General features: G+C 75.4%; 1 pseudogene. It reads right to left on the reverse strand.

The features are described from left to right. Positions 1-609 (reverse strand): annotated as a pseudogene (locus ACRYR7_RS25610) (TerD family protein); the annotation flags it as partial.

The following is a 609-nucleotide window of genomic DNA, read 5'->3' on the forward strand; positions in this document are numbered from 1 at the left end:
CGCCTCGGTCACCGAGGGGATGAACGCCCCCCGCACCCCCGAGCGCTTCGTGCCCATCGACGTGGTGCGCATCAGCGTGAACGCCGCCACCTGCGCCCCCTTGTCCACCAGCAGCATGGTGGGTGCATCACGCACGTCGCGCAGCTGCTCGCACGTGCTCTCGGATCGCCCCGTGAAGTGCGTCTCGATCAGCAGCTCCCCCGGCGCCTCACCCAGCTGGCGCAGCAACCAGCTCACCCGCCGCTGCCCACCGCCCTCCTGCGGAGCCGGCACCCGCACGCTGGTGCGCACCTGCCCGGTGCGCACATCGGCCACCACCGTGAGCGGTCCCACCGCCCCGGGCACCCGCAACGTGGCCTCCAACCGCCCCTCGCTCGCCAGCAGCGCGGTGGTGGCCTTGATCCGCGCGGCCGGGTCGGTGGCGACCTTGCGGGGCAGCACGTGCGCCACCGGCACGCCCAGCTCGGCGGTCAGGCGCAGGCGCAGCTGGCGCACCAGGCGGATCCACGCCTCGGCCACCGCCGGCGCCTTGCGATCCCCCGCGCGCAGGGTGCCCGCCGCCACCGCCTCGCGCACCCCCACCCACGCCGGGCCCATGTCCTCGAACCC

The sequence above is a fragment of the Kineococcus gurbantunggutensis genome (genome assembly GCF_050871925.1).
GTDB lineage: Bacteria > Actinomycetota > Actinomycetes > Actinomycetales > Kineococcaceae > Kineococcus.